The 26,090-nt window shown below is 43.9% G+C and carries 30 protein-coding genes; 14 read left to right on the top strand and 16 right to left on the bottom strand.

The window, feature by feature from the left end; genetic code table 11:
• Nucleotides 1-142: 142 nt before the first annotated feature.
• Entirely contained in the window at nucleotides 143-727 is a 585-nt protein-coding gene (locus A8140_RS22885) for a LysE family translocator (protein WP_005533122.1), read from the bottom strand.
• Nucleotides 728-875: 148 nt separating this feature from the next.
• Between A8140_RS22885 and A8140_RS22880 the strand changes: the two genes are divergently transcribed.
• Complete coding sequence (locus A8140_RS22880) at nucleotides 876-1,316, top strand: Lrp/AsnC family transcriptional regulator (RefSeq protein ID WP_005533120.1); 441 nt, start codon at nucleotides 876-878, stop codon at nucleotides 1,314-1,316.
• A gap of 211 nt (nucleotides 1,317-1,527) precedes the next feature.
• Nucleotides 1,528-2,706, top strand: coding sequence for a lytic polysaccharide monooxygenase (locus A8140_RS22875; RefSeq protein ID WP_005533118.1), 1,179 nt, complete (start codon nucleotides 1,528-1,530; stop codon nucleotides 2,704-2,706).
• A gap of 78 nt (nucleotides 2,707-2,784) precedes the next feature.
• On the opposite strand, the gene A8140_RS22870 is transcribed toward A8140_RS22875, so the two are convergent.
• The 4 genes from A8140_RS22870 to A8140_RS22855 form a co-directional block, all read right to left on the bottom strand.
• Entirely contained in the window at nucleotides 2,785-3,399 is a 615-nt protein-coding gene (locus A8140_RS22870; protein WP_005533116.1) for an HAD family hydrolase, read from the bottom strand.
• A 16-nt stretch (nucleotides 3,400-3,415) separates the two neighbouring features.
• Nucleotides 3,416-3,745 carry a DMT family transporter gene (locus A8140_RS22865; RefSeq protein WP_005533114.1) on the bottom strand — a complete coding sequence of 110 codons (330 nt, stop codon included), beginning with the start codon at nucleotides 3,743-3,745 and terminating at the stop codon, nucleotides 3,416-3,418.
• Between the two features lie 534 nt (nucleotides 3,746-4,279).
• Nucleotides 4,280-4,591 (bottom strand): cupin domain-containing protein, encoded by a 312-nt coding sequence (locus A8140_RS22860; RefSeq protein WP_005533113.1) that lies wholly within the window; start codon nucleotides 4,589-4,591, stop codon nucleotides 4,280-4,282.
• Nucleotides 4,592-4,599: 8 nt separating this feature from the next.
• Nucleotides 4,600-5,250 carry a Qnr family pentapeptide repeat protein gene (locus A8140_RS22855; protein WP_005428393.1) on the bottom strand — a complete coding sequence of 217 codons (651 nt, stop codon included), beginning with the start codon at nucleotides 5,248-5,250 and terminating at the stop codon, nucleotides 4,600-4,602.
• 432 nt (nucleotides 5,251-5,682) lie between these two features.
• Between A8140_RS22855 and ompW the strand changes: the two genes are divergently transcribed.
• The 3 genes from ompW to A8140_RS22840 all read left to right on the top strand — a co-directional run bounded on the left by ompW (nucleotide 5,683) and on the right by A8140_RS22840 (nucleotide 9,132).
• Nucleotides 5,683-6,327 carry an outer membrane protein OmpW gene (ompW, locus tag A8140_RS22850; protein ID WP_005533110.1) on the top strand — a complete coding sequence of 215 codons (645 nt, stop codon included), beginning with the start codon at nucleotides 5,683-5,685 and terminating at the stop codon, nucleotides 6,325-6,327.
• 295 nt (nucleotides 6,328-6,622) lie between these two features.
• Complete coding sequence (locus A8140_RS22845; protein ID WP_005533107.1) at nucleotides 6,623-7,648, top strand: HlyD family secretion protein; 1,026 nt, start codon at nucleotides 6,623-6,625, stop codon at nucleotides 7,646-7,648.
• Entirely contained in the window at nucleotides 7,645-9,132 is a 1,488-nt protein-coding gene (locus A8140_RS22840) for an MDR family MFS transporter (RefSeq protein ID WP_005533103.1), read from the top strand. The genes A8140_RS22845 and A8140_RS22840 overlap by 4 nt, the downstream gene beginning before the upstream one ends.
• An 86-nt stretch (nucleotides 9,133-9,218) precedes the next feature.
• Here the strand turns inward: A8140_RS22840 and A8140_RS22835 are convergent, their stop codons facing one another.
• On the bottom strand, nucleotides 9,219-9,464 hold the full coding sequence (locus A8140_RS22835) for a Rho-binding antiterminator (protein ID WP_005533101.1): 246 nt from the start codon (nucleotides 9,462-9,464) through the stop codon (nucleotides 9,219-9,221).
• Nucleotides 9,465-9,620: 156 nt separating this feature from the next.
• Between A8140_RS22835 and A8140_RS22830 the strand changes: the two genes are divergently transcribed.
• A complete protein-coding gene (locus A8140_RS22830; protein WP_005533099.1) occupies nucleotides 9,621-10,754 on the top strand; it encodes an MBL fold metallo-hydrolase in 1,134 nt (377 codons plus the stop codon).
• Between the two features lie 246 nt (nucleotides 10,755-11,000).
• Here A8140_RS22830 and A8140_RS22825 read toward each other — a convergent pair whose 3' ends face one another.
• The 4 genes from A8140_RS22825 to A8140_RS22810 all read right to left on the bottom strand — a co-directional run bounded on the left by A8140_RS22825 (nucleotide 11,001) and on the right by A8140_RS22810 (nucleotide 13,380).
• On the bottom strand, nucleotides 11,001-11,744 hold the full coding sequence (locus A8140_RS22825; RefSeq protein WP_005533097.1) for a GlcG/HbpS family heme-binding protein: 744 nt from the start codon (nucleotides 11,742-11,744) through the stop codon (nucleotides 11,001-11,003).
• A gap of 67 nt (nucleotides 11,745-11,811) precedes the next feature.
• Complete coding sequence (locus tag A8140_RS22820) at nucleotides 11,812-12,204, bottom strand: hypothetical protein (protein ID WP_005533095.1); 393 nt, start codon at nucleotides 12,202-12,204, stop codon at nucleotides 11,812-11,814.
• Between the two features lie 375 nt (nucleotides 12,205-12,579).
• Entirely contained in the window at nucleotides 12,580-12,831 is a 252-nt protein-coding gene (locus A8140_RS22815) for a TIGR03643 family protein (protein ID WP_005428362.1), read from the bottom strand.
• 129 nt (nucleotides 12,832-12,960) lie between these two features.
• Nucleotides 12,961-13,380, bottom strand: coding sequence for a VOC family protein (locus A8140_RS22810; protein WP_005533093.1), 420 nt, complete (start codon nucleotides 13,378-13,380; stop codon nucleotides 12,961-12,963).
• A 201-nt stretch (nucleotides 13,381-13,581) separates the two neighbouring features.
• Here A8140_RS22810 and A8140_RS22805 point away from each other — a divergent pair, with 201 nt between their 5' ends.
• From A8140_RS22805 to A8140_RS22785, 5 genes are all read left to right on the top strand, one after another.
• Nucleotides 13,582-14,043 carry an ecotin family protein gene (locus A8140_RS22805; protein ID WP_005533090.1) on the top strand — a complete coding sequence of 154 codons (462 nt, stop codon included), beginning with the start codon at nucleotides 13,582-13,584 and terminating at the stop codon, nucleotides 14,041-14,043.
• Entirely contained in the window at nucleotides 14,040-14,348 is a 309-nt protein-coding gene (locus A8140_RS22800; RefSeq protein WP_005533088.1) for an MliC family protein, read from the top strand. Before A8140_RS22805 ends, A8140_RS22800 begins: the two co-directional genes overlap by 4 nt.
• A 575-nt stretch (nucleotides 14,349-14,923) precedes the next feature.
• Complete coding sequence (locus A8140_RS22795) at nucleotides 14,924-15,328, top strand: hypothetical protein (RefSeq protein ID WP_005533085.1); 405 nt, start codon at nucleotides 14,924-14,926, stop codon at nucleotides 15,326-15,328.
• A gap of 14 nt (nucleotides 15,329-15,342) precedes the next feature.
• A complete protein-coding gene (locus A8140_RS22790) occupies nucleotides 15,343-16,905 on the top strand; it encodes an NAD(P)-binding protein (RefSeq protein WP_005533082.1) in 1,563 nt (520 codons plus the stop codon).
• Nucleotides 16,902-17,693, top strand: coding sequence for a hypothetical protein (locus A8140_RS22785; RefSeq protein ID WP_005533080.1), 792 nt, complete (start codon nucleotides 16,902-16,904; stop codon nucleotides 17,691-17,693). Before A8140_RS22790 ends, A8140_RS22785 begins: the two co-directional genes overlap by 4 nt.
• A 332-nt stretch (nucleotides 17,694-18,025) precedes the next feature.
• On the opposite strand, the gene A8140_RS22780 is transcribed toward A8140_RS22785, so the two are convergent.
• Nucleotides 18,026-18,517, bottom strand: a complete 492-nt coding sequence (locus tag A8140_RS22780) for a VOC family protein (protein ID WP_005533078.1) — start codon at nucleotides 18,515-18,517, stop codon at nucleotides 18,026-18,028.
• A gap of 362 nt (nucleotides 18,518-18,879) precedes the next feature.
• Between A8140_RS22780 and A8140_RS22775 the strand changes: the two genes are divergently transcribed.
• Nucleotides 18,880-19,326, top strand: coding sequence for a hypothetical protein (locus A8140_RS22775; protein ID WP_005533076.1), 447 nt, complete (start codon nucleotides 18,880-18,882; stop codon nucleotides 19,324-19,326).
• Nucleotides 19,327-19,712: 386 nt separating this feature from the next.
• On the opposite strand, the gene A8140_RS22765 is transcribed toward A8140_RS22775, so the two are convergent.
• Nucleotides 19,713-20,744, bottom strand: coding sequence for a zonular occludens toxin domain-containing protein (locus A8140_RS22765; protein WP_005533074.1), 1,032 nt, complete (start codon nucleotides 20,742-20,744; stop codon nucleotides 19,713-19,715).
• Nucleotides 20,745-20,746: 2 nt separating this feature from the next.
• Nucleotides 20,747-21,037, bottom strand: coding sequence for a hypothetical protein (locus A8140_RS22760; protein WP_005533071.1), 291 nt, complete (start codon nucleotides 21,035-21,037; stop codon nucleotides 20,747-20,749).
• Nucleotides 21,038-21,419: 382 nt separating this feature from the next.
• On the opposite strand from A8140_RS22760, the gene A8140_RS22755 reads away from it, so the two are divergent.
• Together A8140_RS22755 and A8140_RS22750 are read left to right on the top strand one after the other, a co-directional pair.
• Nucleotides 21,420-22,754: a mechanosensitive ion channel domain-containing protein gene (locus A8140_RS22755; protein ID WP_038863607.1), complete on the top strand. Its 1,335-nt coding sequence runs from the start codon at nucleotides 21,420-21,422 to the stop codon at nucleotides 22,752-22,754.
• A gap of 4 nt (nucleotides 22,755-22,758) precedes the next feature.
• Nucleotides 22,759-22,971 (top strand): hypothetical protein, encoded by a 213-nt coding sequence (locus tag A8140_RS22750; RefSeq protein ID WP_005537049.1) that lies wholly within the window; start codon nucleotides 22,759-22,761, stop codon nucleotides 22,969-22,971.
• Between the two features lie 259 nt (nucleotides 22,972-23,230).
• Here A8140_RS22750 and A8140_RS22745 read toward each other — a convergent pair whose 3' ends face one another.
• From A8140_RS22745 to A8140_RS22735, 3 genes are all read right to left on the bottom strand, one after another.
• Entirely contained in the window at nucleotides 23,231-24,169 is a 939-nt protein-coding gene (locus A8140_RS22745; RefSeq protein WP_033000785.1) for a LysR family transcriptional regulator, read from the bottom strand.
• Nucleotides 24,170-24,268: 99 nt separating this feature from the next.
• On the bottom strand, nucleotides 24,269-25,519 hold the full coding sequence (locus A8140_RS22740; protein ID WP_033000783.1) for a hypothetical protein: 1,251 nt from the start codon (nucleotides 25,517-25,519) through the stop codon (nucleotides 24,269-24,271).
• A gap of 140 nt (nucleotides 25,520-25,659) precedes the next feature.
• On the bottom strand, nucleotides 25,660-25,977 hold the full coding sequence (locus A8140_RS22735; protein ID WP_005537042.1) for a DUF4144 family protein: 318 nt from the start codon (nucleotides 25,975-25,977) through the stop codon (nucleotides 25,660-25,662).
• Between the last annotated feature and the right edge of the window lie 113 nt (nucleotides 25,978-26,090).

The following is a 26,090-nucleotide window of genomic DNA, read 5'->3' as shown; positions in this document are numbered from 1 at the left end:
GTTGAAGCTTTTAATATTCTTATCACTGCTGTTGCTACTATGAACCAATCCATCCTTGGAAGTGGAGATTATTTGTACTTACCGAACAAGGGATTAATCGAAATTTGCTTTAAGTCACACTTGCAGCTGATTATTTTGTTATTTATATCATTGGGATAGTCGATAAAAGCAGAAGCGCTGCCATGCCATAGTTGAAGCCTTTTACTCGGTTGGAGGTCGTTAACCAACGTTGAAGCTGTATGCCTGCCGCCGTCCAGAAAGTTACGGACGGCAGGTTTGCCAAGCAGAAGATGCCAGCAATCAAAGCCAGTTCTAGCCAAGACCCACCGCTGCTGTACACGGTGATGGCGGTGAGTGCCATTGACCAGCCTTTGGGGTTCACCCACTGGAAGGCCACTGCACCCAAAAAGCTCATTGGGCGGAAATCGTCTTTGACTTCCGTTTTGTTGCTCGTAGCAATTTTGTACGTTAGGTACAGCAAGTAAGTGAGACTCAAGCCCTTGAGAATGTCATGTGTTAGCGGGTATGCATGGAACAAACTCATTAAACCAATACCGACGAGGATCAGCATCGCACCAAAACCGAGCGTGATGCCAAGCATATGAGGGATGGTACGTTTAAAGCCGACGTTGGCGCCTGAAGTCATGAGCATGATGTTGTTTGGTCCCGGGGTGAAAGTCGAGACAAACGCAAACAGTGCCAGCGCACCAAGTTGATGGTATTCCATAGTGTTTTCCTGCATTTTTGTTTTGCCTGCGTGCACTCAGGCGAAAGAGAGTTGTCTTGACTAGTCGTGAACAATGATAGGTAGAAGTGACATCAATTTTGTGCTTTTATTTGATGAAAATACGCCAGATAAACAACAAAAGGTCACCATGGATAGATTTGACGAAAGAATATTGCAAGTGCTGAAATCAGACGGAAGAATCTCCAATGTGGAGTTGTCTGAACGTGTTGGATTGTCACCATCGGCGACCTTACGTCGTGTGCAAGATTTGGAGCGTAAAGGGATCATCAAAGGATATCAAGCCGTGTTAGATAATCAGCAAATGGGTGTTGGTTTTGTTGCTTATGTCTCGATTGGTCTGGCTTCTCACTCCAAGCAGGCCCAGCTTGGTTTTGAAGATCACGTGCGCTTTGTTGACGAGGTAGTGGAATGCCACAACATCACTGGAGCGAACGAATATTTGTTACGAGTGGAAACCCAAGATCTTGCAGCATACAAAGCCTTCCATGCCGATGTATTGGGAGAGTGCGAGCACGTCAAAGCGATCACGACCATGGTGGTGATGGATACGCCCAAAGACGAGCGTTAATCCTTTTCCTTCGATTTTTTAGCATATCAATTTGAAGTGACTCGAAAGAGTCAGTCGAGTATGAGCAAAGTCCACATAAAATGCTGGAAAGCAGTCTGCAATCTGACAATTCCAGTATTTATTCTCACCTTCTAAATAATCGCATCCTGCTAGTTTTTCTACGTCGCTGCCCGGTTCGCGAGCAGCGGGGTAAAAAATTTAAGGATGAATGATGAAATCATACGTAACCCTTCCTCTAGTGAGCTTGGGCGCAATGGCTGCGTTAAGCTCGTTCAATGTCAGTGCCCATGGCTGGGTCGAGTTTCCAAGTGCGCGTCAAAACACCTGTTATTTAGATGGCGGCTTTTGGACTAATGAAATTCCAAACCAAGCGTGTCAGGCGGCTTATGATGAGTCTGGCGCTTACCCTTTCGTACAACGTAGTGAGATCGCTGCCAACGTACCAAACTACCGCGATATGGCGCATGTGAAAGCGATTGTTCGTGACGGTGAGCTTTGTTCAGCGGGCGATGCTGCAAAGAAAGGTTTGAATATCTCATCGCCAAACTGGCAGCGTACTAACGTGACGCCAGATGCGAACAACCAAATCGAATTGGTGTTCTTTGGTAAAGCGCCACACAACCCTTCTTACTGGGAGTTCTACCTTTCCAAGCCAACTTATGATGATACGCAGCCCCTTACTTGGGACGATTTAGAACTGATCGATACTGCCGGTGATGTGTATGTAGATGCAGAAAAACGTTATCGCATGCAGGTGACTTTCCCGACAGACCGTTCGGGTGATGCGATTCTTTACACTCGTTGGCAACGCATCGATGTGGCTGGTGAAGGCTTCTACAACTGTAGTGACATTACGCTAAACGGCAATGGCACCACACCACCGACTGACCCAGTTGACCCTACCGATCCCGTAAATAACCTGACTTCTCTTGGCTATTTTGTGACACAAGGTTTTGGTCCGGTTGAATCGGGCGATACCGTACGTTTCCGTACCTTTAGTGCAACAGGCAGCGAGATCGTTGATCTTTCACTACCAATCAGTGCTAACAACACCACGACGTGGGCAGCCGAGCTGGCCGATCAGTTTAACTCACAACAAACGGGTGATTGGTATGTGGGTATTTGGCATGAAGCGATGAAGCACTACATGTTCGATACCAATAATATCTACGCAAACCAAGTATTGGCGCCGAATGCCAACTTTAGCTACGCGTTATCATTGATTAAAGGTGATACCCAGCCACCAGTTGATCCCACGAACCTGTGGAGCAAAGACGCGGTTTACAACCAAGGTGATGTTGTGACACACAATGGTCGTGAGTGGACAGCGCAATGGTGGACTCGTGGTGAAGAGCCAGGGACCACAGGAGAATGGGGCGTTTGGCGTTAAGCTTGAACTGCTCTACATAGACAAAACCCTTCTCGCTTGAGAAGGGTTTCTTGTTTTCATCGATAGATCTTGAGCGTCTCAGTGTTGCCAAGGCTGCCAATTCATCGTGGCATGATCCGCCAATTTGAGCATTGGGATATCTTCGTGGGTATCGCCATAAGCATAAATAGTCTCATATTGGCTAACGTCATACGCCGTTTTAATTCGCTCTACTTTTCTTTCTAAACTGCAATCATTGCTCTGGTAGAAGCCACTGATGCGTTTACTCTCGCTGAGTAGCTCGCTACAGAGTAGGTGGTAATCTTGGTTGCGACACCAAGGGCTTAAATAAGCGTTAAGTGATGCAGAGACCACTACGATGGTGTCGCCTTGCGCTTGGTGCCAATCGAGTTTTGCTTGGGCTTCTGGGCGAATGTGTTTAACAATTACCTCTTGTGCAAATTGTGCTCCTAACGCTTCAACTTCTTGAGTCCTTCTCCCAGCAAAAGCAATAAAGCTGGCGATAGGACGCATCCTCTTTGCAGGAAGAGCACCAGTTTTGTACAGCGCGTAAAATGGCAGAATCATAACTTTCCCTAGCCATTTTCGTGGACCAGAAACAGCGTAGTGGAGGAAGGCACTGAACATGTCTTCATCCGTTATGGTGCCATCAAAATCAAACAGGGCAAGAGAGGGCTTTTGAGTATCTGACAAGTCGCTACCTTATGGTTTAGTGTGCGTGTCCGTGAGAGAAGTTTATCACCATCACACCTGCTGCGATAAGCGCCATCCCAATCCAAAGGCTCGTATCCATGTGCTGGCGGTAAACCAGTTGCGAGATTAAGGTCACTGACACAATTGCTAAACCCGCCCAAAGCGCGTGAACAATGCCCACTGGCATACCACCTTTCATCGCCTGCGCTAAACAGACAAATGCGGCCAAATGACCAATCAACACTAGGGTTGCAGGCAGTGGTTTGCTAAAGCCGTCGGTTGCTTTAAGTGCAACGTGTGAAAGGGCTTCGGCGCCCACGCCTAAAAGTAAGAAAAACCAGCTCATTGTTATCATTCGTCTTCGGTTGTTTTGGAATGCCGTCAGTATATTGATATCGAATAAAATGATAATCCCATGAAAAATCAAATGACCTTTACGTAATTGTAATAATAAAAATTGCAGCACCTTACATACCCTTACATTAACTGTTTGTGACAACCGTTACACTGCCGCCGTCTTTGGAAAAGAGAGTGTCGGGATGCGTAAAACTTTGCTGGGTGGGGTTGTGTTGTTCACGCTAAATGGATGTGGCGGAGAAGGAATGACGACAGACTCCGTTTAGGATTGTTATTTTAAATACAACCATAAACAAAACACACTTTCTATCCAATAACACTTCAGCGAACATTTTTTCTTATCGAACATTGAAGTAATGGCTCACTTCATTTCTGAGTAACGGTTGGGAGACTGGCTCAGAGGTCATGACTTCAATTACTTTGCGCTTCACCTAGACCCTTTATTGCGCACATGGGGAAAGTTAGGGTTTCTTTCCCCCGTTTTTCTTTACCTGCTCGTCGGAATAACTCGTAAGTCGAAAATCTAACTGTAAAAAACCGCCAGCCAAATGGTTTCTTGCTCGGGATCAGTCCAGCTCACGCGATGCTTGGTATGTACAGGAATGTTGAGGTGATCGCCCGTCTCTAAACGTTTTACAGAACCATCTTCATAAGTCAGTTCGCCTGCGCCTTGTAGAACCAATACCCATTCATGTTCTTCTTGATCGTACCATTCACCCTCTGGCGTGGTTTGTCCCTTCGAGACGATGCGCTCGATACGCAGCTGTTTATGCGTGAGTAAATCTTCGAACACTTCTTCACTCAGATCACTGGGTAGGTCTTTAAACAGATTCATAATGCTTCCTAAATAACGATCAATCCAAATGGTGCGAGCAGTTGTTCTTGCTGCCAGTCGCAGATCTTAACACCGTATAAAGAGACGCGGCGAATGTCCAAGCCTTCTAAGTCGACGTGGGTAAGGTCGCTCTCTTCTATATTAAAGCTGCCCCATTGTTCTTTGCTGAATTCACCTCTGGATAAGTCTGAGCCTTTAAAGCTTGCGCCCATCAGATTGGCGCCGCTCCATCGGTTCTCAAACAGGTCGCATTTCTCGATTAATGCACGCTCAAAGTTGGTGTAAGCCAAGTTGCAGCCAGTGATGTAGGCGATACAAAAGAAAACCGTATTGCTGACGCGATTAGCAAAGTTGGCACTTTGAAAGTTTGCGCCTTTCAAATCACACTTGCGCAGTTCGATGCCGACGCAGTCTGCACCATTGAACTGAGACATGGCCAACATGCAGTTATTAAAGCTGGCGTCTTTGAGTTTTGCATAACGGAAACTGCAGCCTTCTATGTCGCTCGATTGGATAAAGCGGCAATCAATAAACTTTGCATCACTCAGATCGGCATGGTCGAAATTGCACTGATAAAAGCGGCAGTTTTCAAAGGTGGCGTTTTGCAAATCTTGGTGAGAAAAGTCTTCCTGTTCGAAAGTGAGATCGGTCTTAATCATGGCTTTTTATCTTTTCTTTGTTCGGTTGGAAGCAGACTAACACCCTAAGTGACTGATTTTCCAGAAATATAACTTGTTGTATTTCAGTGGCTTACAAAGGCCGAAAATCGCCAATTTAAGAGGTCAAATTGGCGATTTAAAGTGGGTATTTTTTGAAAATAATCCGCACATATCGAGAAAAAAGTTTTGTTGAATGCAGAGGCGTACAGAGGAGGCGGAATGAGAACTGCGACGCATGCTTCTCACACGCACAGTTTGCATTACAGGATTGTGTCCTATTTGCATAATTTGTTGATCAAAATGGCGTTTTTATATACGAAAAAGCTATATTTTTCACAAATTGATTTCCATCAAAATAGTAGGGTTTCTATGTGCTAGATTGCGCGCAGCTCAAGAATATAAGAACTATTAAGCCCTACAAAGGAAATAACAATGAAAAAAACAATCAGCAGTTTAGCAGTGGTTGCCGCGTTAGTGTCTCCAAGTGTTTTCGCTCACAGTGAAGGTGACTTTATTCTACGTGTTGGTGCGGCATCGGTTGTACCAAACGACAGCAGTGACAAGATCTTGGGCTCTCAAGAAGAGCTTAAAGTGGATTCAAACACCCAGCTGGGTTTGACGTTTGGTTACATGTTCACCGACAACATCAGCTTAGAGGTTCTAGCTGCAACACCATTTAGCCATGATATTTCGACTGACCTACTTGGTCTTGGTGATATCGGTGAGACCAAACACTTGCCACCTACAGTAATGGTTCAATACTATTTTGGTGACTCACAAAGCAAATTCCGCCCGTACGTGGGTGCTGGTCTAAACTACACCATCTTCTTCGATGAAGGCTTTAACAGTACAGGTAAAGGTGCGGGACTTTCTGATCTGAAATTGGATGATTCGTTCGGTCTAGCTGCAAACGTTGGTGTGGACTACATGATCAACGATAAATGGTTCCTAAACGCATCGGCGTGGTACGCAAACATTGAGACAAAAGCGACCTACAAAGCGGGTGGCGCGAAACAAAAAACGGACGTTGAAATCAACCCTTGGGTATTCATGATCAGCGGCGGTTACAAGTTCTAAGTAAAAGCAGTAGTAAAAGAACAATAAGATTATTGGCATGACTTTTAGGGGCAGTTGCGGGGATTGCCCCTCTTTTTTTGTCTGTTATTACTGAACCATTTCTACTCTGTCTATCACACCCCATTGGGTTTCTCTCTTCTATACTTTATGCACGATTGGAGAGTGAATATCTTTGCGCATCATTTGAGCAAATGATCAACGCTTAAAATCGAAACTTAACCTTTCAGATCGTCTTGTTGTTCGGAAGCTGAAAAATCCTACACTAATCACATAATTGAACACTTGGACAATATAAATGAGCGACGATATCGCGAAGAAATCCACTTCGAAATCCAAACTGACCAAAATCCTTTTCCTTCTCGTTTGTGTTATCGCCTTCGGTGCGATGTACTGGTCTTGGCAATACTCTGACAGTCACCCAAGTACGGAAGACGCCTACGTAAGAGCTAAAATCCTGTCTGTCGCTCCTCAGGTTCAAGGCCAAGTGATCTCGGTAGAAGCCAAAGATTTTCAAGTGGTGAACAAAGGCGACCTGCTATTAAAGATTGATTCTCGCCCTTACCTGCTCGCAGTTAAACAAGCGAAAGCGGCTTATCAATTGGCGGTGCAACAGCACGACGTAGCCGACAAGCAAGTGACCGAAGCGGTGGCGGGATTGGATGCTGCACGCTCGAACCTTACCGAAGCGCAGTTGGAGTACAAACGTACTAACTCGCTAGTGAAACGCAAATTAGCGTCTGACCAAGATTTGGATACCGCGAAGAACAAACTCGCGAACGCTCAAGCGAGTTTAGAACAAGCACGTGCAACGGTTGAAAAAGCGATCGCGAACCGCGGTGAAGAAGGTGCAGAAGCAGCGGTTGTTCAGCAAGCAGCGGCGCAACTTGCACAAGCGGAACTGAACCTTAGCTACACTGACATCACTTCTCCTGTTGATGGTATCGCTGGTGAAATCAACACACATACTGGCTCTGTTGTCGGCATTGGCCAAACTCTGTTCCCTGTGATTGTGAAAGACAGCTACTGGGTACGCGCAAACTTTAAAGAAACGGACCTAACGCACATCAAAGCAGGCATGCACGCTGAAGTCGTGATCGATATGTACCCAGACGTAGTGTGGGATGCGAAAGTGGAAGAACTGTCGCCAGCAAGTGGTACCTCTTTCTCTTTGATGCCACCAGAAAATGCAACTGGTAACTGGGTGAAAATTAAGCAACGTTTCCCTGTGCGTTTGACGCTGGAAGTACCTGAAGGTGCGCCACAATTGCGTGTGGGTGCAAGTTCTGAAGTGACTGTTGATCTGAAAAGTAACGCACAATGAGTAACGAGATTACGGCCGACAAACGGGGAATAGCCACCGTCGCCGTGATGCTTTCGGCCATCATGGTGCTGATAGACATGACCGTTGCTAACGTGTCGCTTTCACACATGATGGGCGCATTGGGCGCAACGGCAGACCAAATCACTTGGGTGCTAACTGGCTACAGCATGGCTGAGGCAATCTTCATCCCGATGACCAGTTTCTGGGTATCGCGATTTGGTGAGCGCAAAGTCATGCTGGTGGCGGTCATCGGCTTTGTGATTGCCAGTGCTTTCTGTGGACAAGCGGGTTCACTCGAAGAGATGGTGGTGTTCCGTATTATCCAAGGTGCGTTTGGTGCTTCGGTTATTCCACTGGCGCAATCGACACTGGTTCAGATTTACCCTTCCGAGCAAAAAGGCAAGGCGATGGCTATCTTCTCCATCGGTATCTTGCTTGGTCCTATCTTAGGCCCAGTAGTAGGCGGTGTGATTACTGACAACATCAATTGGCGTTGGATCTTCTACGTCAACTTGCCATTTGGCTTGGTGTGTGCTGCGCTGATTTATCGCTACATCCACATTAGCAACAAATCCAAACCAAACTTCGACTGGTGGATCATTGGCTATATGGCCCTCGGGGTCGGTGCGTTGCAGTTCGTACTCGACAAGGGTAACGACGAAGACTGGTTCAACTCTCGCATTATCCAAACCGCAGTGCTGCTGGCGATCATGGGCTTAATCATGTGGATCTACCGCAGCTGGAAGACCAAGAGCCCCATTGCACCTCTGTGGCTCCTCAAGGACAAAAACCTCATGGTCTCGTCCTTAATGATGGCAGTGGTGTCGATGGCCATGTTCGGCTTGACCACTCAACAACCAATGTTGCTCGAAAGCTTATTGAACTACCCAGTGTCCACCACGGGTATGTTAATGGCACCGCGGGGCTTGGCGTCTGCGTGTATGCTGATATTGGTGATTGTGATTAACCCACAATTCGATCCAAGGTTGAAGATTGTCTTTGGCCTAACCTGTATCGGTATTGGTAGTTACCTCATGACCTTGTACTCCATGGAAATCGATACCTTCTGGATCGTGATGCCAAGTATGATTCAAGGTATGGGCTTGGGTTTGACCTTCTCGACCTTATCGACACTAGCGTACATGACATTGCCAAAAGAGCAGTCGGTGGCGGGGGCGAGTATTTTTAACCTATTCCGCACCATTGGTAGTTCGTTTGGTATCTCGATTGCGACTACATACCAATACCGTGACAGCCAACAGCAATGGCATGCTTTGGGAGAAGGCTTCAACCCTTATAACCCAGTGCTGCATGACTGGGCTGCGAAGCAGGGATTGTCGATTACCGATCCTGCGGCATTGGAGCAATACCAGAATATGCTCCATCAGCAATCGCAAATGCTGGCCTTTGTGCACACCTTCCAGTTGGTCGGGGTGATGTTCGTTATCATGATGCCGATGCTGATATTTATCCGCTCAAGGTAAATCTCTAAAGCCAAACAAAAGCGCCCTTAACTCAGCCAGTTAAGGGCGCTTTTTTGCCTCTGACTCTTATATCGCTTTTCGAGTAATTAACTGAAGGTCACTTCACTGAAATGCGGGTTGTCTTTGAGTGCTTTCATTGCAATCAATTGTTCGGTTGGGAACGAAATGTGCTCGCCATCGATATCCAAAAACAAGCACTCTTGTCGTTCAATATCATAGCCTGTATCAAATGCGCTGCCTTGATGTTTCTCACCGTTTTTGAGGGTGATCTCCACGGGCAGATTAAACATACAAGCGATTTCAATAAAATCGTATTGGCTGCAGGTCACCATAACTTTTCTCCTTCTCTCTTCCTTATCAAGACCGATAAGGACAGAAATACTTCTCTGAAACTTAATCTTCATCTTACGCCCTATTTTGGTCATGAAAAAGACATACAAGCAGGCTTAACTAAAACCATAGTTTATTGAACAAGACGTAGATAGGACATGTCTGAAACGACACTTAAAAACACGTACTTGGCTCGTGAGCGCGCAACGCAATCACTGATTACTCCTCGCACTTACTACGCGCAGTTGGCGCATCGCATTCACCACTCAGCTCAATTTGAACATGGACGCGTCAAAGACAAGATGCCAAATGTGCCAAGCCCTCAGTCTTTTTGGCAAGTGTGCTGGGCCTACATGGGCGGACGTTCGCCGCTCAGTCCCGATAACCAGTTGCCTTATTCATCGATAGAGCCGACGCGGTTTGAGCAGCGACAGCAAGCGATGCGAGTCACTTGGCTCGGGCATTCCACTTTGATGATTGAGACCGATGGCGTGCGCATTCTGACTGACCCTGTATTCGACTATGCGTCGCCGTTGATTGCTAAGGCATGGTTTGAGCGCAATATCCCCAATACAGCCGTACGCGATAGCTTGCCGATTCCGGATGTCATCGTGATCTCTCATGATCATTACGATCACCTCGAAGCTTCGACCATACGTTACTATTCTGATAAATCCGTAACATTTTACGTGCCACTCGGTGTCGGTAAGCATCTGATTCGTTGGGGCGTTAGACCTGATAACGTGGTGGAATTTGATTGGTGGGAGAGCGTTCATTACGCCAACGTCGAGCTGATTTGCACGCCAGCCAATCACAACTCAGGGCGTAATTATCTGGATAAGAATTCGACCTTATGGGCATCTTGGGTGGTAAAAGGGCAGCAAGAGAACCTCTATTTCAGCGGCGACAGTGCGTACGATAGTCACTTTACGCAAATCGCTGAGCGTTGCGGCCCGATTGATATTGCCTGTTTGGAAGTCGCGGCAGATGTGAAAGGCAACCAAGGTTATCCGGTTGAGAACTGGGGACACATGCAAGCGCATCACACGGTACGAGCATTCAAAGATCTGCAAGCGAAGAAGTTGCTACCTGTGCACTGGGCAACGTATGAGTTGTTTACGCACAAATGGGATGAGCCCATTGAGGACTTGATTGAACATTGCCAAGCTGATCACATTGAGCTGATAACCCCGATGGCAGGAGAGAGTTTTTACGTGGCAAAAGAATATAAAAATAAGCCTTGGTGGCAAGCCCATAAATTATGTGAGCAAGCTAGAAAAATACGGGTATAATATGACGGCGCTTCAATAATACCTCAGTTAATTTAACCAACTTTCTTGATCTTTATATCAAGCTCTACTGGTTTTACTATCTCTAACATAATACTCTTTATTAGGAGTGAGGGTATGAGATAAAATACGATTATTAAATTTGCTCAAAGAATGAGGAAAATAAAGGGATGAGTTCTATAAATCATTAATAGATAAAGCCTGGGATGGGTAAATTATTCCCAGGCTTAGCTTTCATGTTTATACTATTTACTTTATCTTAGATATAGGGAAGCTATTCGGTAGATTTTTAGCTATATCTTGCTCACCATTCCCACAATTGACATGAGAGAACCCATTATTATTATCATAGATAATGTTATCATCACCGGTTTCAGAAATACCCTTTGGAACAAAGTCTAATTTAAGAGCGTTGCGAGTTTTCCAAGCGATATTATGATCGGCACATGATGTGTCACCGCTCACACCTAAACCACCGACAATTTCACCTTGTTCATTATAAAGAGCTAACCCTCCGCCGAATACATTTATGCCCCCAATCCTATGGTTTATCATTGGGTCATTATGTTGGCCAAAGTTTTTAGAGTGCCCTTTGAATGCTAACTCAGAATTAACAGGATTACTGAATTGTAACCCAAATAAACTACCTCCCGGTTGCGTTGCTTTCCATAAGTTAGCGGTGGAGAGTGATAGTTCTGGTAAGCTAAACGCATTCGCTGTATTTGCTTTTTGCGCCGATATTACGCGACTACCTGGCCACTGTTCACCAAAGCTCCCGCCAGTTTTAGCCACGACACATACGGTGCCGTCCCTTGCCACAATGGTGCCCCACATATTTAACTCTAAGCCTCCATTTTCCTCATTGCTCGTAGTAGCGACCACACTTTTTAGGGCTTTAGTTAGATCATGGTGGGTTGGTAAGTGATCACATGTACTAGCTTGCGCATGCAGTGCTGAGCTAGATAATAAAAATGTAAATAAAATCTTGTTCATTATCATCCTTTGATTTATTTCTGAAAATACTTTAGGTGAGAATATTTAATTTTAAATTAATTTGAGGTTATTTTTTTGGTAAAAAGTTTTCATCGGCCTTGCGGTGTGCAGTGTAGATGGCTTCGCCATTGCTTTCCCCATCAAATATTACTTTTACTTCCGCCGAGAATAGAATAACGTCACCAACTTCTGCAACATACTTATTGCCTTCAACATCGCGTACTATTATTCTTCCTTTTGTTACGACTTTATATTCTACAGAATCATAAAAGTACTCAAATTCTTCCCCTGGAGACATGGTGAAGTGTCCAATTGTTAAGGGTGCATTGTTATTTGTAACAGAAACTTCGGCCATGTCACTTTTTAATCCTTTCACTTCAAGTAATTTACTTAGGTCATTAAGATCAAGAGTTCCTGATTTAATTAGATAAATACCAGGTTTTTTTGTTAATGTTGTCATCTTTTTTCCTTTTATAATTAGACTGGTTTTCGGCTAGAAAATATAAATAATATTTCTATTTGAGTTGCCCTCATATATTGTCATTTGTTCGGATATAAACAATAGGGCGACAAGTAAATGACTATTACAGTTAGGTAAAAATATAGACAGAATCAATAAATGTAAGAGCTGGACGTGTATACATACGGTGCAACATCTCAGCTGTGGCTGGAAGAAACCCCTTCAACAAGCCTACACCCTTCACGCTATACATGAAGAAGGTTCAGCAAGCAGTGAAGGATTATATGGTGAGCATTTAATAGCTAACGCTCGACAGTACTTTATACGGATGGTGTGGGCAGAGGAGTATTGGGTTTAATAACTTTGTCGAGAGGCTCAACGTTGTTTGTACTGCGTTGGACAATAGCCTCTGTTTACGTCTGGTGAGCGCAGTTTTAAGTGCTTGGTGTTGCGTCCAGATACACGTTGTCGCCAAAGCTTGAAACTGCGAGGTTTGAGGTGGCGACGCATCAGGCTGATAACGCCATTTTCGTTCAGGCCGAATTGATGCTCAATGGCTTCAAACGGGGTTCTGTCTTCCCATGCCATTTCTATGATTCGGGATAGCGCGTCGTCGCTGAGTGTCATGTTGTGTTCCTAATCAAGGTTGTCTATTTAAGCTTAAAAACAAACATACGTAATCTATGGCGAAAAGGTTTAATTGGAAGCCGTTTCTAGTCGATAAAATGAGGACATAAAGTTAGGAATAGCAACGAGTTATTTCTGTGGTTTAAGCTCGACCACATTGCCTTCTGGATCCTCTAAATACACAGACCGACCAAAGCCCTGTGCACCATATCGTTCAGCAAACTCTTCTACATGGACATTATGTTGATGAAGATATTCAAGTAACTCAGACTCTTCAAAAGGCGCAATTTGCAGGCAGAAATGGTCGAGGTTGCGGCCATCTTGGCTTGGCGATTTACCGCCTAACTTGCCGAGTTCACTCTCAACCGTCACCAAATCAATGATGGCTGTGCCAGCACGTAACTGCGTCAGTCCTAAGTAGGGCAACTCTCGCTCGATAGGACACCCCAATAGGTCTCGATAGAAACGGAGCATCGCATCGAGATTATCCGTTCTCAATACCACGTGGTCGAGGGCTTTGATTTCAATGGGGTTGCGCTGGTTTGCCATGACGTGTTCCTTTTTCGTGCTTTGAGAAAAGTATACGCACTAAACCAGCAAGCTGATCGCCAGAGCTAGCATAACTACGCGCGTTTATTTTGCTAAGAGCGTCGTAATTGTGAGAGCCAGCCTCAAATCCTACCGTGCTCTCACATTAAATCAGAATTCCCCATTACAATATGCCCATCCATATGATAAAGGAAAAAAACGATGAAAGCAGTTTGGTTGGCCGCAGGTGCATTGGCACTGAGCGGATGTTCGGCAATGAACTCAGCAAATGATGTATCTCGCCCATCAGCAGAGATGTTCCCAGAGATGGAGAACATGACGAAGCACGTTTTCTATGTAGACCCAGCAAGCAACGAAGCAGATAAGCGCGTTGAGCTTGTGGTAGGCAAAATGATGGAAACAGACTGTAACCGTGTTTCTCTGGGCGGCAGTGTGAGCGAGCATTCGCTAGAAGGCTGGGGCTACACCTACTACCAAGTAGACGCTTCTCCAGCGGGTGGTATCTCTACGCTTATGGCTTGTCCTGAAGATATGGAGAAGTTAGAAACTTTCGTTCAAATGCCAACACGCGACCTTTACCGTTACAACAGCAAGCTGCCTGTTGTGGTTTACGCACCAGCGGATTTGGACGTGAACATTCGCGTTTGGGCGCCTGAAGAATGATTTCTCTTCCGGCTAAAATCACTTTGACCCTAGGTAGTTTGCTTGTACTTGGAGGCTGTACTTCCAATGTGCCAGAGTACCAATACCAGTGTGATGACGGCCATCAGTTTGCTGCCCGATTTGAGCAGGAAAAAGCGCGGATTACCGTTGATGGCGCAAGAGAGCTTGAGCTCAAACAAGTCCGCTCGGCTTCTGGTGTAAGGTATCTATCTCATGACCAAATGTTAGTGCTCCACACCAAAGGTGACGAAGCGATTTTGATCGTCAACGAAATATCGCAGAGTACATGTCGCATTACGAAGTAATCCGATCGCTCAAAGGCTTGGTTGATACCGAGCCTTTTTTATACTCAAAAGCTAAACGAATTGTATTCGGTGAGAGATTCTAGTGAATATTGAGGACTTGTGTCTCTACAAAGAGCTTCACCAGTTCTATTTTGTACCTGTTTTCCGCTCTATGTTTACAGGCAAGTCAAGCAGACTTATCGTAAGCTGAGGTGAGATATCTGCCTATTTTATAAAATCTTAATGTTCAATGTGTTACTAGTAACAAAGTAGCAATACCTATTTAGGTCTTCTATCGCTTAAAGTTATGTAATTGGCTGCGTTTATCAATTTTTTCTCTCTTTTTTGAAAAATCTCTTATTCCTGTAAATGTTTACTTCTTCACTTTTCCCATACCCCCCCTTTCCTTATTGCTTGTTTCATTTTTTTAAATTGTTGATATTTATAGTTTTCATCTTTTTTTTGGTGAAGATTTGTTCAATGGCATATCTCTTACAGAATTAAACGAGTTAAGCCAATAGTGGTAAGTTCGCAATTGATATACATTCTCGTTTGGGAACATTCCCGCAATAAATATAAAAATGGAGAAAACTATAATGAAAAACGTTCTTGGCTTCGTGAGCCTTCTTGCTGCTACTTTGGTTCACGCTGAAGATGCGATTACTTTTCCGACTCAATCCGCTGCAGAGGTAAACGATCCAATCGTCTTTCCTACTGTTCAGCATCCAATTGTGTTGGTTGGTGGTTACGAAGTAGAAAATGGTGTTTTACGCTCTCGCACTTATGACTGTGGCATTAACATCAGTGATTTAAACTTATCAGCACAACTGGTGTGGGAGGGGGCGACACCAAAAGTGATGATTGTAGGTGATGATCTGATTATGTGCCGCTCACTGGCAAATAGCCCGTTTGAACTGGACATCAGTGGCGTGCTTGAGCAACTTCCGAATCACGACCTATATCGTGTAGAAATCGCGAATCATGTGAACTTTCACCGATAGTTCGAGGTGAGAAGATGATTTGCCATTCTATTAGTGAAGGGGAGGTTGAGGCTTGCGCTAGCGCAGGCCGCTCTCGCCCGAAAGTCGCGATTTTTGGCGCGGGAATTTCAGGCTTAGCCGTCGCGCATAATTGTATAAAGCAAGGTTTTGATGTTGCCGTTTACGACAAGGAGCTCTACACCGGAGGCAAGTGCATTGGTACGGTAGATGATGGCGGCGTGGTGCATGAGCTCACACATCGACAGTTCTTCGCTAAAAACTACAACCTGATTAACTTTCTTAAAGAAATCCCTTCAGAGTCGGGGAGTTGTTTAGATTCACTCTATCCTCAAAATGTTGTTCAATTCTCTTGGGCTCAAAGTAATAAAACGATCCCGTTTCAGCGTAGCTATTTCACTCGCCTAGAAAAGTTGTGGGATGATGCGAAATCAGCTTATTCGATGCTCTATTCTCAAGTGCCCGTGAAGGACACGCTTTGGTTTAAGCAACGGCTACAAGCTCCTTACTCGATAGAAGATTTACTCGGCGTTTCTGTTCGTGATTTCTTCTCCTACGATACCCGTCCCAAACTTGCTATCTTCTTGAGATCTGTATTGCTCGGATGGATCGGCGCAACCGATGATACGCCCGCACTGGCTATTTTGGATTTACTCAACAATAAAGAAGGAGAGTTGCATCCATTTGCTCCAGACGCTTACAGCTTGGGAATGGATAAACCAATTAGCGATGCACTGATTAACCCGCTGACTCACCATCTACAAAAACAGGGCGTTCAATTTCATTTAGGCTACAAAGCACAAGCCATATACCCCAATAAGGCCCGAACACGAATTGAAGGCGTTCGACTTCATACTGATAGTACCGTTTTGGCCGATTATTATGTGTTTGCACTACCGGCTCACGTGACACAATCTCTACTCGTTGAGACAAGCCCTGCTCTGAGTTATGACTATGTGTTGAGTCACGGATTCCAGTTCTATTTTTCACGGATACCTTCGGTATTGCAGAGTAGGACGGTTGGTTTGGTCCTCGATTCTCCTTGGGGGTTAAGTTATCACGTGACCACGCGAAATACGCCCCGAGGCGAAATTACCTGTTTGTCGGTGACGGCAACCGATCTTGATAATGCGCTTGGCCTTCTTTATCAAAAACCGATGCTGTCTTGTACAGAGCAGCAAGTTAAAGATGAGCTATTGTTTCAACTCTTCGGACAACTAGATTTACTGGATCACTCGGCCTACAAAGGTTTCAGAGTGGGGCTAGGGGCTAAAATGGTCACGCCGCAAGAGCTGGATGCTCTGTATGCCGATCACTTTCATGGCGATGTCGTTATCAATGAAAGTGGCCAGCCTCGTTGCTGGGTCTTGCAACATGCATTAACGCAACCAACGGCTCAGAGTACGCTCTCGACTACCGTGAAACACTTTTCTAATGTCTTCTTAAGCGGCGAGTACTTGTCTGATCCAAGGCAAACTTGGCGAGTCCCTGCTACGCTAGAACGCTGCATTGAAACCGCCAATCTATGTGCGATGGATGTGGTTGCGCGAGCCCTCTCTGAGAGTGAGGAGAGTCAATGAAGTCACTGGTCTACTCCCCATTATCATGTGGGCTGTTTCTGATACTTTGCTTAGTTTATGGCAGTGGTTTTTATCTGCTTGTGCAAAGCTCTGTGTGGCTGACATTTGTGCTGACACTCATGTTGCCTGTGCTGTTTTGGCCGCTGACGAAGCCAGTAGAAAATGCCAATGAGATAAAGCGTATCCTTTGTCTAGAAACAGGCTTTAATCTGTTATGTTTTCTCGCTGTGAGCCAGTGGGTAAGCGTGGAATACGTCGACAAAGGCTTGATCGTGTTTTTTATCTTGCAGTCCGCTGGGTTTATCATGGTGCAAATCAAAAAGCAGGCTTACTTATCGGCATTGATTTCGATGGTGTTGGCGGCGGCGATTGCTTATTGGATACACATTGGTGCGCAAACTACTCTGCTAGGTGAAGGGAGCATTCTGTTGTTTGGCGAGGCGGTGCCTTGGCAATTAAAACTGATTTATGGCTTTTGGTTAATGCAATTGCTTTTGGTGGAGTATCGTTCTGTTTTACCAAAACTGACGCTTGCGATTTGCCATATTGCATCCTTTGTTATTGCAATTGGCGCGGAGGATTTCTTCCATGCTCGCATCGTGACAGCCAGTCATCTTTTATTCCTCAGTCTGTGTTTTAACCTCAAGAGTTTGGATTGGGGAGGTGGCGATTTTGTCGTATCTACTCGGTTCAGTCGTTTTATTCAATTAAAGATGATCAGAGAGCCCTTGTCTGAGTGCTTGCTCGGTATTGTTGTGATGACGTATCTCGGGATCTTTTTGATATAGCGAGCTTAGGGTTGTGTTTCTTACTCGCACCCCCCCCCCCCCTTGTATTGACATTGTTTGCTCAGCATTTGCATTTAGTGTCCAAGGGGGAGGGCTTTTCTTTGGCGCGATGAGGGAATTTATCTCCAACTTTTCGAGTTATTCCGGCAGGCCTAGTCGACATCAGGAGTCCGCTTTAACCCACTCCGACAGTTCCTCCCCTTTACTCTCGATGTATTTTGATCGCCAAAGCTGAGACCAAGGGGGGGCTAGGAGGGGTTGTTTCATCAAAACTAATCATAACAAAAAAGGATTGGCACTAGGCCAACCCTTTCTGATTCTTTAGCATTCAATTACTCGTAATCAGACGCGTAAGTTTCTTCGTAAGTGTGTGAGTAAAGCTCGAATAGGTTACCAAACGGGTCTTCCATGTAGATCATTTGAGCTTGTTTGCTGTCGTCTTCTGGGTGGTAGCGCATGATGTCCATGCGAGCTTTACCACCAAACTCTTCAATACGTTTGATAGTTTGTGGGAACTGCTCTCTCGCTACTTGTAGACAGAAGTGGAAGATGCCTAGACGAGAGAAGTCGACTTCGTGGCGCTCTTGACGCTCTTTCATTTCAAACAACTCAACACCGATACCGTCAGACGTCACTAGGTGAGCGATATTGAAGCCTTTGAAGCCTTCACCGAATACGGCGATACACATACGACCGATTGCTGATTCGCGCTCTTCGATAACTTTTGTGTTGTTCATTACGATGCGAAGACCAAGCGCTTTAGTGTAGAACTCTACTGCTTTGTCCATATCACCAACCATGATGCCTACGTGATTCATTTTCATAATTCTTCTCCAAAAAACTGTGATGTTTAATCCGTGTTTCGTTGCGATGGAGGTGAGTATATGGAGAAATTTTAATTAAATGAAATTATCAATAATTTTCAAGATAATAATTTTTTGTTATCAAACAATGGAGAGAAGGGTAAACAAGCGTATCCTGCATGCTTATCAAATGGTTATCTTATAAATTTCTTTGTGTTTTGGGTTGTTTTATATCGATCGCGAATGGTTTGGTGAGGTAAACTTCTGGCCGAAGTTGCTGCTAGTTATCTGTTTTTATTGATATTAACTAGTTGTGTTTGAACGTTGGTAGTTAGGGTTTTAGGCGAGCCTTCAATCTGAGCTCACATAAAAGGAATAATAATTTGTACATTTGGAAAACATCAAAGCTGTCTGAGGAACTAAAAGACAACAAAGTGCCAGACAGTGATTGGATAAAATACGCTTTAATATTCTTAATCTTTTATACGGTGACACCTTACTTGATGTTCTTGGCGCCGTATGTAAGCAATGAAGTTATGATAACCGAGGCGATTGGTATCTTAGTCGTGTCAATTTTGGGTGTAATAGTCACGTATAGAACGAATAATAGAGATGGTAAAACCTACATTCTTCGCTCTATCGCTTTATCTATCCCTTTATCGTTTAGATTTGTCGCTTTATCTGTGCTTGTTGGGATGGCTATCGTCTCTTTCGACTTTGGCGCTCAACATTATTTTATCGTTGAAGTACTTTCGACATTCTCTGTTATCGCTTTGCAAGCACTCTATTTTTGGCGTTTGAATGTTCATTTAAAGTACATCAACTCATAGCTTTGCTCTTTCTACTTTGGTTACAGGGTTTGTGGTTAGGCATAAGACTGACTATGAGCTCTCTTAGCCATTTATGGCTTGGGTCATTGTCGAGTTGTTTGTTCCAAAGTAGAAAGAACCCGCCTAGTTCTATCTCGATTAGGAGCGGCTGAATCGCAATATCCGATTTGCTTTCGAACTCTCGGATGCTTTTGTAAGGATCGGTGAGTAATAAGTCGCTGTCTCTAGACAATTCTAACGCACTGAAAATATCGGCATGTTGGTAGTGTTATCAATAATATTGGGGGGCTATCAAGAGGTGTGTAAAAGTATAATTATTTTTCATGAGAATAACATAACGCAGTTTTTCAGAAACTTAGGAAGTTGATGGATGTTAATTTTAAAAACTAGTTCAAGAGAGGGCAAGTGACTACTTTTACATTTTTTCCATATTGAAAAACAATAAGGCACTCCTCATAGTTGATTATTTTTACCTTGTTGAAGATAGAGTTTTTGGAAGTTAATTTAAAACTTTTTTTATTTTGATTCACTTTGAAGTATGTGACTTTCGATTCTTTTTCCATGTGCCAACCATCAATCAATACGTTTGAACTGAATAATATGTTAATTAGGTGTTTGTCGCCATACTCTCCCAGCTCTTCTTCGTGAGTTTTATTTTCTTCAGTATGGACTTGCGAGTGCGGGGGAGTGTTGAATTCAATGTTTGAGGTACTATTATCATTGCTGTTATTTAAATTTTCGCTTGCATTAGAATGGCTAATGTATGACTTAAGGCTAAAATCTCTCTCGAAAGAAAAATTGTAGATTAAAAATGATATAATTAATAGCGCCAAAACAGGCCACATCATAATATTACTTTTATTATCGAAATGAAAAAGATTTCCAGTTTTAACATAATCTCGTTGATAGAACGAATTGTAGTCTGAGAACGTTTTTTTACTGTAGAACCTTAATTTTGAAGACAATACCACAACGCGTTCGAGAGTAGGGACGCCATCATAGACTTTTTTTATATAGCTCCATTTCTTCAAAAAGAATGGGTTGTGCGTTATCTTATGAGAAAATGAGATTAAATCATGCATCTTCTCAGGTAATGAAAGTGGTGATTGAGTTATAATAAAAAAATCTGTTCTGAACTTTCTGTGCTGTGCTAAAAGTTGAAACCAAGCATCTTCATCTTCTTTTAGCAGGAATTGAAACTCATCTAATACGAAGGTTAATTCTATATCCGAACTGTCTATAGAGTTTACGATATCAATTATTTTAGGGGTATCATTAACGATAAGATTGGTGTCGGAGATATTTACGGGGATATTTGTTACGACTTTATTACCGCGTTTTAAATTAGGTAATATATGATATTTTACGGCTTCATAGGTTTTTCCGGTTCCAGGTCTTCCGTAAATAAGCGTGATCATAATTATCCCCTCAGGACCCGAATGAATGTGACAACAGGCAGTGCGAGTAAGCCGCAGAAAACGACAAGGGTGAAACCTAAAAAAAATGCTTCATTTACCAAATGACTGACTTCAAAATTCTGTCCATTTTCTTCTAGTACACTAGTCAATTTATCAACCGAATTAGCTAGTAGGAGGGTTGGGTCGCTACCAACGCTATCTTGAATTCCGTCAGAAATACTCTTACACAACTCATCATAATCAACGATTTCGCCACTTGGGGCTTTTTCTACCTCTAAATCGATCTCAGTCATGAATGATTCCTCGATTGAAAACATTATACGAAGCAAAAAACGATCCAAACTAGCCCACATTAACTTGTCTGTTGAGACATACGTACCCAATAGAACGCATAAAGCTTACATGTGGTTTTATTTAAAAACTCCTAGATTGAGAATAACAATATCTTGAAATGAAATGTGTTGCTATGAGGGCTGACGATATGCAAGTGGGTGATTCTTCATTCTTGATGTTGGCGCAAATTTTGCAAAATTCGCCTATCAAGTAGGAGAAGAGTTATGGAAGTAGTAAGTTTTTTAGTTGGAGCTTTGTGTGGATTTGTTTTCATGCTGCCTTGCCTAGTTGCATTAGTCCAATAGTTCCAAAGTTGAGAGTCAATATGAGAATGAGACAAAAATGCTACTAAAAAATACACTAAAGTTTATGACGCATGAAGTCATCGTATTAACCGTTATTTTTATAAATGCGGTCATCATGGTGTCTTTGGAAACGAACCCAACTCTACCCAAAACAATTGGTACGTGGATTTTGTGGGTAGACTTTGCTTGTGTGCTCTATTTCGCTCTCGAGTTAGTAGTTAAGTGGAGTGATTTAGGGACAAGAGGTTATTTCACTGACAATTGGAACAAACTGGACTTTCTTATCGTAATACTCAGCCTTCCTGTCCTTATTGAGCCGTTCTTGAGCGACGGAATTGGTTGGTTGGGTGACGTCGCTATTCTCCGACTGGCACGCTTCTTGAGATTGTGGCGTATCATCCGCTACGTGTATACGTCCGATACGTACAAATGTTTGCGCGTTCCAGTGATAATCTTAATCGTCCTAACTGGCACCACAATGCTCATTGATGGTAGCAAAGATCTCATATCAGACAGCTATGCGCTCATCAAACAAGTTTTAAATGTACTGTTGGTACTTAGCCTCACTTTCCTGATAGTCCGTATGCTCAGAGTATTATTTTCGACTTTCTTTCACAGGAAACTTACCAAAAGTCCGTATAACTTCGACAGTTCTTTAGTGGATTTCATAGCACTGATCACGATCGTTCTGACATCAGTAAACGGTATCATGATCGCTATTAGCACATCGGGACATGATCCTTTTGCACTCCTAGCTGGCCTTGGAATTGGGGGGATGGCAATTGCTTTTGCAGCGCAAGATGCAGTCGCGAACATCATAGCTGGGATAATGTTATTAGTGCAGAAACCATTTAGAACAGGTGACTGGATTAGTATTAGCGGAAAAACAGGCGCAGTTCATCATATAGGACTTCGTTGCACAGTTTTAGAGGAATTTGGTGGGGAGCACCTAACTTTTCCCAACAAAGTATTCATGGACAATCCAGTTAGAAACATCGATAAGAGAGGGTTCTACCTTCTCTCAGGTAGCATTCGCCTGCATCATCAAACCAAGCATTTTGAAATCAATGATGTAATAGATATGGTCAAAAAGATCTGTGCTGAACACCCCGAGCTATACGATGATTGTGGGGTCCGTTTCGAGGGTTTCGGTGAGGCTTGTTTTCCGATTTCATTTTGGATGTGTGTAAAAGAGTGGAGTGAAAATGAAAAGCTCATTTATCGAGATCGATGGGAAAAAATACGAGTAGTGGAACAAGATTTCTACATTAAGCTAGTCGAGGGGGTTAATGAAAAAGAGATAATGTGCGCAATGCCAATTCGTGAAATGCTGTCAGAACAGCAAGTTACATCGATGAGAGAAAAGGATTGAAATTATGAAGATCAGATACCTATTTTTAATGCTAATGCTACCTTTGGTACCACACGAAGTGCTAGCAGCTGCTACAGAGAATATCGAACAAATCTCTGGCTCAATTGATTTAACCTCGGTCGAATCAACTGCATCTGATGTCGGGATTACCGCTGTTGCAGTAAGTGCTACAGTAAAGGCGGTGGGCATCATCAAAAATGTTATCAATCAGGCATAACAAGTATGAACATAAAGAATCGCGGGTATAGTTGACTTCAACTGTACTCGCCTTTAACTGGACACTTCCATGTTTGTACTTTAAAGATCTCAGTTACCATCCCTTTGTACAACAACCCGACACTCCCGTTGTAATTGTATTTCAGTTCAAAGCCTTGAAGTCTTATCAATAGTAACAACGCAGGTAAAGGTCTTAGATCCAAACCTTCTCATAAGTTGCAAACCCTACCAACTGGGATTTTAAGATCTCGAGATTCCCATTAAATATAACACTGACTGACGATGAGCTCTCTTAGCCATTTATGGCTTGGGTCATTGTCGAGTTGCTTGTTCCACAGTAGAAAGAACCCGCCTGGTTCCATCTCGATTGGGAGCGGCTTAATCACAATATCCGATTTGCCTTCGAACTCGCGGATGCTTTTGTAAGGATAGGTAAGTAATAAGTCGCTCTTCTCACACAGTTTCACAGCGCTGGAAATGTCGGACATGTTGACGGCGTTATCAATGCCCAGTCGTTTCGTATCCAAAACTTCATGTAATAGCCAACTAGATACACCACCAGTGATGACTTGAATATGGCGGTACTTCAAGAAGGTATTGAGGTTCCACTTTTCCTCTAACGCAGGGTGTCCTTTTCGCATGATACAAGCAGAAGTGTCACGCATGAGTTCGGCATAATTCAGTGTGTCGGGGATGGTATCGACATGGGTTTTAGAACGGGCATCAAACTCAAAGATACCCACACCAAAATCGATCTCTCTTCTTTGTAGTCGAGTAATGCTGCCGTTACTCCAATCCTCACTTTTTATTGTGATCCTTGGCGCACTGGATAAGGCTTGAGGTAGAAAACGTGGGTAAATCGTGGAGTAGGCGGTTTCAATAAGGTCGATGCTAAAAACACGTGTCGAGCGTTCTGGGTCAAACTCTTCTGGCTCTCGGAGCTGATCAATTTGCATCAGAATCTGTTGCAGCTTGCTCTCTAGTGCTAGCGCTTTTGGTGTTGGTAGTAGACCTTTGGACTCACGTTCGAACAACGGGTCATCAAACTCTTGGCGCAATTTAGTCAGCTGTTTACTGACGGCCGATTGAGATAAGAATAGTTTCTCTGCAGTTCTGCTCACGCTGCGTTCTTGTAGTAAAACGTACAAGCAAATCAGCAGGTTCATATCATTTTTTATTAAGTGGGATAGATTTATCATGATATTCCTATCAGTCAACTTACGAGTTGAGGCTTATGAATAGAAACTATATCACTTAATTGAAATGAGTTAAGTCAGAAATACAGGGAGTGTCTTTAATCAAAGAATCAAAAGGTCGAGGTATTGGCTAAGTTCTTTCCTGATCTCTAACTCTGCTTCTGATAAGTATTTAGGTGTGTGTGCATCCACTACGACAATGTTTTGTTCGCGAGCTTGGTGGGTATCGCCGATGGCGTCAAAGACGCTGCTAAGCAAGTTCATCGATTGTGACATCAAGGCTTCGCTCTCTTGCTGTGAGAGTCGCGGTTTAGCATCAAAACCAAGCGCGCAGAGGATGTCGTTAAAGTGCATTGCATAACCTGAGCCTGAGACATCAAATGTGGTGCTCTTGATCTCATCGGGGCTTTTCTCCCACAGATACGGGGGATGTTTGAGTGTGCCAAAACCAATGGCGATGACGCGCTTCGGATAGTGCAGCTCTAACCGTCTGTCCCAGATATCCCCCGCTTTTCCTGCCTCAATCACTACTTCAATGTTGCCCTTCATTGAAGCAAGTTCGCCTTCGACATAGAGATGAGTTTCAGCGCCTTGTGTGTACTCCAATTGCGATTCACTAATCCGTTCGGCACAGATTTGTTTTAGTTCAACCAGCGAGTCACCTATGCTGGATTTATGCAGGTAACGCACCAGCCCTGCAATTGCGTGGATGCCCATATCAAAGCCGTAACCTCCGCCGCCGCTGGTGGTTAAGTTAAGTAGTTTTCTCGCGTTGAGTAATTCAATTCGGTTTTCAAAACGGAAGCCTTGGATTGCTTCATGACTGTCGATGGGGTTATCGGCAGCAATCGCAATGATCTTATTGGGCACTCCGTCAGGCAGTGTGATAGGTGAGTCAGCAAAAAGCGCTTCAAGCGAAGGAGCAACCAAAGCCGTATCGATAAAGTAAAATAGTGCCCCGCGACGTTTAAGCTCAGGGATGACTTGGTTAAAGCCTCTATCTATTTCAGCCAGTGAGAAAGACGGTTTCTCAACCACAAACAGAAGGTCTTGAGTGTCGAGAGCATTACTCACTTGTTCAATGATGGAGAGATGTGTGCCAACTGGCGTGAGAACGAAGGCCGCAGCAACATCAGTATGTGAGTGAACCTGCAAAAACGCATTAAGATTGGCGTAGCAAGCGGAGTAAGGGAATTGGAACTGAGATACAAAGGACTTGGGATGTTGAACTGCAGGATCGATAGCGACGATATCAAAGTGAGAACTTAGGGTGTGCAGAAGGCTTTCATACAAACCCACCACAGACGATTTAGCGTTCCCTAGTCCACCAAATACTAATACGACCTTGTTCATAAGCGACTTCACCATCCACACAATTCACCGTGACAGACTAGCAAATTTTATTGGCAGACCAGCTACTTTTTACCAATCAATAGCCCCACATTTTGTTTTCGTAAATGCAACTTCGATGTGTAGAGGAAAGTGCGCGATTGTTAATCAGCTAAGGCCTCAATCGCTTGTTGGACGGAAGTAAAATGGATTTTGATGATGCAGCGCTGCGCTTGGGCAAACTCGTGTTTTTGAATCAGTTCTGTCACTTGCTGTACGCTCAATGTTTGTGGCAAAAGGTCCAATTCCAACGTGTTATTAGCACCATTTCTCAATGCAAAGCAATGGCCTTGCGTATCAATCACAATGTCATCCTGACCCCAAATCAATGCTTGGCACTCGGCGTTTAACTGCTCTGATGAAGCTAAGTACACCAGTTCGTCGTCGCCATCGAGTTTGAGCAAACAAGGCCATGTGATCATTGCGTTACCTTAATATTTGGATTAAGTCATTTGAAGTTGAACTCGAGCTAAACAAGCTACGTAAGGCAAGTACGATACACAAAGCCTTAAGAGAGCAAAAGGCTTTATGCTTG

Origin of the sequence: Vibrio campbellii CAIM 519 = NBRC 15631 = ATCC 25920 (assembly GCF_002163755.1) — a bacterium.
In the GTDB taxonomy this organism is placed as follows: Bacteria; Pseudomonadota; Gammaproteobacteria; order Enterobacterales; family Vibrionaceae; genus Vibrio; species Vibrio campbellii.
Note: the sequence above shows the minus strand (reverse complement) of the source record. Positions and strands in the feature narration are given on the sequence as shown.

Coding starts and splice junctions, on each gene's coding strand:
- A8140_RS22820 (WP_005533095.1), bottom strand. CDS start 12,204: ATGACAACATTAACAAAAAAACCTGGTATTTATCTAATTAAATCAGGA.
- A8140_RS22825 (WP_005533097.1), bottom strand. CDS start 11,744: ATGAACAAGATTTTATTTACATTTTTATTATCTAGCTCAGCACTGCAT.
- A8140_RS22745 (WP_033000785.1), bottom strand. CDS start 24,169: ATGATAAATCTATCCCACTTAATAAAAAATGATATGAACCTGCTGATT.
- A8140_RS22830 (WP_005533099.1), top strand. CDS start 9,621: ATGTCTGAAACGACACTTAAAAACACGTACTTGGCTCGTGAGCGCGCA.
- A8140_RS22750 (WP_005537049.1), top strand. CDS start 22,759: ATGAAGATCAGATACCTATTTTTAATGCTAATGCTACCTTTGGTACCA.
- A8140_RS22845 (WP_005533107.1), top strand. CDS start 6,623: ATGAGCGACGATATCGCGAAGAAATCCACTTCGAAATCCAAACTGACC.
- A8140_RS22865 (WP_005533114.1), bottom strand. CDS start 3,745: ATGAGCTGGTTTTTCTTACTTTTAGGCGTGGGCGCCGAAGCCCTTTCA.
- A8140_RS22860 (WP_005533113.1), bottom strand. CDS start 4,591: ATGAATCTGTTTAAAGACCTACCCAGTGATCTGAGTGAAGAAGTGTTC.
- A8140_RS22795 (WP_005533085.1), top strand. CDS start 14,924: ATGAAAAACGTTCTTGGCTTCGTGAGCCTTCTTGCTGCTACTTTGGTT.
- ompW (WP_005533110.1), top strand. CDS start 5,683: ATGAAAAAAACAATCAGCAGTTTAGCAGTGGTTGCCGCGTTAGTGTCT.
- A8140_RS22800 (WP_005533088.1), top strand. CDS start 14,040: ATGATTTCTCTTCCGGCTAAAATCACTTTGACCCTAGGTAGTTTGCTT.
- A8140_RS22785 (WP_005533080.1), top strand. CDS start 16,902: ATGAAGTCACTGGTCTACTCCCCATTATCATGTGGGCTGTTTCTGATA.
- A8140_RS22755 (WP_038863607.1), top strand. CDS start 21,420: ATGCTACTAAAAAATACACTAAAGTTTATGACGCATGAAGTCATCGTA.
- A8140_RS22790 (WP_005533082.1), top strand. CDS start 15,343: ATGATTTGCCATTCTATTAGTGAAGGGGAGGTTGAGGCTTGCGCTAGC.
- A8140_RS22805 (WP_005533090.1), top strand. CDS start 13,582: ATGAAAGCAGTTTGGTTGGCCGCAGGTGCATTGGCACTGAGCGGATGT.
- A8140_RS22765 (WP_005533074.1), bottom strand. CDS start 20,744: ATGATCACGCTTATTTACGGAAGACCTGGAACCGGAAAAACCTATGAA.
- A8140_RS22885 (WP_005533122.1), bottom strand. CDS start 727: ATGGAATACCATCAACTTGGTGCGCTGGCACTGTTTGCGTTTGTCTCG.
- A8140_RS22855 (WP_005428393.1), bottom strand. CDS start 5,250: ATGATTAAGACCGATCTCACTTTCGAACAGGAAGACTTTTCTCACCAA.
- A8140_RS22880 (WP_005533120.1), top strand. CDS start 876: ATGGATAGATTTGACGAAAGAATATTGCAAGTGCTGAAATCAGACGGA.
- A8140_RS22840 (WP_005533103.1), top strand. CDS start 7,645: ATGAGTAACGAGATTACGGCCGACAAACGGGGAATAGCCACCGTCGCC.
- A8140_RS22735 (WP_005537042.1), bottom strand. CDS start 25,977: ATGATCACATGGCCTTGTTTGCTCAAACTCGATGGCGACGACGAACTG.
- A8140_RS22815 (WP_005428362.1), bottom strand. CDS start 12,831: ATGACACTCAGCGACGACGCGCTATCCCGAATCATAGAAATGGCATGG.
- A8140_RS22760 (WP_005533071.1), bottom strand. CDS start 21,037: ATGACTGAGATCGATTTAGAGGTAGAAAAAGCCCCAAGTGGCGAAATC.
- A8140_RS22835 (WP_005533101.1), bottom strand. CDS start 9,464: ATGGTGACCTGCAGCCAATACGATTTTATTGAAATCGCTTGTATGTTT.
- A8140_RS22875 (WP_005533118.1), top strand. CDS start 1,528: ATGAAATCATACGTAACCCTTCCTCTAGTGAGCTTGGGCGCAATGGCT.
- A8140_RS22810 (WP_005533093.1), bottom strand. CDS start 13,380: ATGGCAAACCAGCGCAACCCCATTGAAATCAAAGCCCTCGACCACGTG.
- A8140_RS22740 (WP_033000783.1), bottom strand. CDS start 25,519: ATGAACAAGGTCGTATTAGTATTTGGTGGACTAGGGAACGCTAAATCG.
- A8140_RS22780 (WP_005533078.1), bottom strand. CDS start 18,517: ATGAAAATGAATCACGTAGGCATCATGGTTGGTGATATGGACAAAGCA.